The organism is Streptococcus parasanguinis, assembly GCF_001578955.1.
GTDB classification, from domain to species: domain Bacteria; phylum Bacillota; class Bacilli; order Lactobacillales; family Streptococcaceae; genus Streptococcus; species Streptococcus parasanguinis_U.
The window spans coordinates 408,224-412,450 of sequence record NZ_KQ969690.1 but is presented as its reverse complement, the minus strand read 5'-3'; the positions used below and the strand labels follow the sequence as shown (position 1 = coordinate 412,450).

At 37.0% G+C, this 4,227-nt stretch carries 6 protein-coding genes; 1 reads left to right on the top strand and 5 read right to left on the bottom strand.

Annotation, left to right across the window (positions count from 1 at the left end):
- Position 1: 1 nt before the first annotated feature.
- The 4 genes from SPADD19_RS05840 to SPADD19_RS05825 all read right to left on the bottom strand — a co-directional run bounded on the left by SPADD19_RS05840 (position 2) and on the right by SPADD19_RS05825 (position 2,445).
- Complete coding sequence (locus tag SPADD19_RS05840; protein WP_241496492.1) at positions 2 to 484, bottom strand: hypothetical protein; 483 nt, start codon at positions 482 to 484, stop codon at positions 2 to 4.
- Positions 485 to 502: 18 nt separating this feature from the next.
- Positions 503 to 1,354, bottom strand: a complete 852-nt coding sequence (locus SPADD19_RS05835) for a CbrC family protein (RefSeq protein WP_061455495.1) — start codon at positions 1,352 to 1,354, stop codon at positions 503 to 505.
- Between the two features lie 131 nt (positions 1,355 to 1,485).
- Positions 1,486 to 1,890, bottom strand: a complete 405-nt coding sequence (locus SPADD19_RS05830; protein ID WP_061455494.1) for a hypothetical protein — start codon at positions 1,888 to 1,890, stop codon at positions 1,486 to 1,488.
- Positions 1,891 to 1,938: 48 nt separating this feature from the next.
- Positions 1,939 to 2,445: a YfbM family protein gene (locus SPADD19_RS05825; protein ID WP_061455493.1), complete on the bottom strand. Its 507-nt coding sequence runs from the start codon at positions 2,443 to 2,445 to the stop codon at positions 1,939 to 1,941.
- 117 nt (positions 2,446 to 2,562) lie between these two features.
- Between SPADD19_RS05825 and SPADD19_RS05820 the strand changes: the two genes are divergently transcribed.
- Positions 2,563 to 3,582 carry a hypothetical protein gene (locus SPADD19_RS05820; RefSeq protein WP_061455492.1) on the top strand — a complete coding sequence of 340 codons (1,020 nt, stop codon included), beginning with the start codon at positions 2,563 to 2,565 and terminating at the stop codon, positions 3,580 to 3,582.
- A gap of 30 nt (positions 3,583 to 3,612) precedes the next feature.
- Here the strand turns inward: SPADD19_RS05820 and SPADD19_RS05815 are convergent.
- Positions 3,613 to 4,227: hypothetical protein (locus SPADD19_RS05815; protein WP_241496491.1), on the bottom strand; the 615-nt coding region annotated here is incomplete at its 5' end.

Here is a 4,227-nt window from a genome sequence, read left to right as displayed (position 1 = left end):
CTTATCCTTGCAATTTATCAAGATCACAAGCCCTATAACGAGCTGTTAGATAGCCTGAAAAGCTAATCTGAGGGATATTCCACTCATTAGGCAAATAAATGGAACAATCTACCTGATCACCTAGAGGGGAAATTGCTAAGAAGACATATCTTCCCAAATCCTCATTATTAGGATTTCTTTCAACTTGACTCAATCTGCTAGTATTGAACCAGTCTTTAAACAGTAACCAGATTTGCTCGGCATCTTCATTAGATAACGTGGTTTTCAAGTTGTAGGTGATTCCGACCCTACATCTTTTTTTGAATCCTGACTCATCAGCCTTACAAACTTTTATCGATCCCTTATCATACTGCCAGTTATCACTATCTAATAGGGGAAATTGAACAGATAGATTGTCTTTAAATCCCTGCATAGTATCAAACAAATCTTTGGAGGCAGCTTCGAATAATTCTAGTTCTTCCATAGTCTTCTCTTTAATTTTCATGGCTAATCACATTTCGATTTAATCTGCATCAACCCAGATCTGGTATTTTTGACAATGTAGACATCTAAACAAATAACCACAGATAGGCCCGTCTTTAACCAAGTAATCTTCTACATCTTTATATTCTTCACGCGCTTCATAGTCTGCCAAGACTTGCTCAGCGATTCCCATGGCCTTCAATTCTCGAGTTCCAACTGTACCCAAGTAAGCACAATAATCTTGGCAACAAGAAAGCCAATATTCTCCCTGCCAACTAGAGTAGCCTGGGGTCTGACAAAAAAGCAACTGATTCTTTTCTGGATCCAATTCACCCTGCCACTCGGCATCTTGGATAAATTCCGCATCGAATTTTTTGGCTACTTGACCGTTTGCAATGCAAGTTGGGCAGAGATGTTCTATCTCTTCGATACTATAGGGTCTAAGAGCATAATAAACATTGCTTTCTTTCCCACAAGATGGACAAAGCTTGGCTTCTCCTTCAACAAATGAACCAGTAGCCAACGGATCTGGATGATAGATAAAATGTGGTAAAGACTGTAATAGCTTCTGTCTTTGCTTCTTCTCTTCTTTTCTTAGAGGACGAGGAAGGGCAAAACGATCGCCATGACTCTGACTCATTTCTTGTAAACGGCTCAGTTTCTTTATCTGTTTTCGATCAGGTATGTCTAAGATTTCGGTAAATAAGCTATAGGCACTAGTGTAGAGACCCAATTGTTCATAGAGGTCAACTAAGACTTTCTTTGCTTCTAAATCCTCAGACTTAGCTAATTCATCAGCCAAATCATAAAGGGCTACAACACTTGAAGGATTTCCATCTTTAGCATGGTATTCCCTTGTCCGGGTGATATATTCTTGTAAATATGGATTCATCTGACCACCTTCCTAATGGATGACATAAAATCTTAACAAATGGTAACAAGGACAATACCATTTAAGCCTAACATTGCTTTATATAAATCTTTCATTTCATCACCTGATTTTAACCTCTTATTGTCAGACAGTTAGTAAATTTCATACACAAGCTCTCTATTAGCTTGAAAATATTTGTCGAATTTCACTAAAAGATAAAGGGATCCAGCTGGAGAGACACCGGCATCATAACCTAGAGCAAATTCGCCATAAGAACTACTTTTATCCAAGATTAACTCCTTTAATTCCAGTTCTGTAACTGCTTTATCAGGCCAATTATCATGGATAACCTTTTGAGCTTTTTTATCAAGGTGTTCCAAGCTTCTATATAAACTAGTCATCAAATCATCTGATAATAAGAGCAAATCCTGTTCACAGTAACCTGTAAAATAAATATTTATGTCTTTATTTAGATATCGCCCTAGAAAATAGATCCCCGAATCATGTTTTTCCCAGTTTATTGCCTTCCATAATGCCAATAAATCTTCTTTGTTCATTTATTACCTCAAGCAGTTTTATTCTTTTAGGAATGTTTAATAAACTTTCTAACAAATAGTGACCAGGACATTTCCATTGAGCTCCAGAATCTTTTTGTAAAACTCTTTCATATTTACAAAGCTGATTCGGATATCATCCTTGATTTCTTCCTCTTCCTCAAGATAATCCCAAATATCAGGATACAAGTCGGCCTTCTTACATGCTTCCATACTAAAGTCAGCCATAGCTCTGTCAATGTCAAAACTTTCTAAAGCTTGACTGATAGCCGCAATTCTCGATTTTTCAGTATAGGCGATATATTCAGATACATCCTCTAGAGGAGTCACCCCTAAAACAGCTTCTCTCAAGGGACTATCATCCAAAAATTCTGAACTACTAAATCCTGTCATGACAAAAACTAGGGCATCCCACATCTTATCGATATCTATTAAGATATCATGAGTATCAGCGGAGTCCTCAGCAAAGTCTAACAAGTCATCTTCTTGATTAGAAAGAGTTTTTATTTGTTCTAATTCATTGTCTGGTAAATATTGATAATTGGCAATCATTCCCATGATTTTTCTCCTTTGAATCTTGTAGGATAATACTGATGTTTTTAGCTCTATTTTATAGAAAATGCTATAATGGAGCTAAGAAATTGTTTTATTGAATGTTAAATAGGGGGAACAGTCATGTTCACTAGTATTGTTTTGGGTTTTTATGCTCTTTTCTTTCTATCCTTGTCCTTTACTATCTATCTCTATATTAGACTTGTAGTTGCGGTTAAAAAAGGCAAAGACATTCCCAAATGGATTTATAAACTTGGCCATGCCATTCAAGGAAGAATTCACGTTGACTATGAAGAAATCACTGATGCTAATGCCCTTAAAGAGATTCATTGGTTCTTGCTAATCTATTTAATCGTAAATCTACTGGTATTGGCTGTCTTCTACTATCATGGTAATAGCTTTCCTCAAGCCATTTATGAATGTTTGAAAAAACAATTTTTTATCGTACTTGTTAGTATGGTTTTAAAAAGTATTGGCAAATTTGTTGTACTAGCTATAAGAAAAAACTTTCATAACAGTCATGCTTATGCATCAACCAATGCTTTTGTCGGGACAGCTTTTTTAACGAGTTATGTTTTTATGTTTTGCTTGATGATGAGTGGCCTTCCAGCTCAACCTGTTCCAGTAACCATTCAAGATACAACTGTCATTATCGGGGAGACCAAGGCTTCCGAGCTTTTGGACCAAGGCTATACCTTTGGAGATAAAAGCGCAGAGAGCTCCATCACCAATCCCAAAAACGACCACTTTTACTACGGTCAGCTTCTCGAAGTCAAGCGGGATAATCAGTCCTTTGGCTTTATGAGCCTTACTCCCACAGGTAAAGATACTGATCAGCTCAAAAACTGCGTCATCACCTATTACAGAACACCTAAGGATAACAAGCAACTAGAAGAAATTTCCATCAATCATGTCAAGCTAGCAAATCTCAAGCTCCAAGACTTTCAAACACGAAAATTAATCGATATCTTTGAAGTCAATCCAGCTGATTATAACGTCTCTGATAAAGATACCAATTTTATCCTAACCATCCAAACAGCAGATTACGACCTCTGGAAAAGGTACCGTATTGAATCCAAGTTTAATTCAGATGGTTCCCTAGATAGCTATGGTGTCAGAGCCCAGCATAGCATGTGGGAATGATTCACCATTTCTCCCTTTATCACATAAGCATTAAACTGAAAAAATATCATCGACGAGTTTGTAGCTTTCGATGAATTTAAGGCCAGAAGAACCTTTATCTCTAGTGATTTCTTCATAAATGTCTTCTAAATTTTGGGCAGGTGCCAACATCCAAAGACTAAAAGGTCTAAGTTTCACCTGTCCAATTTTTTCAATATTTTCTAATAATTGCCCTAAATCTTTGTGATTGAACCAGCAATCTGTAACGAGAGCAAACTTTGTATTGTCCATCTTACAGGAGATTTGACTGGTCAAAAAATCATCTATGGAGGGCTTTTTTGTTTGTAAGAGGCGTGTGCAAGCCAAATGATACTCAAGCTTTCTAGGACTCTGCTCAACCATAGATACAAAGACAAGACCATACTCATCTCGGAACTTAACAGCAAGGAGATCTCCTTCTTCAAAGTAAGGTTTGCGTTTAGTTTTGGCTTTAGGGACCTTTAGAGGACTAGGATTTTCAGTTTGCAACTGAACTGCAAGTTTATCCAAGACCTTTTGCCTTTGCTTCAAAGCCTTTGAATCTATTTCCAACCAAAATGGATCAGCCCCTTTGTTGATAAGCTCCAAGGTTTTATCTCTGATATCGTCTGTCAGGTGACCAATCTT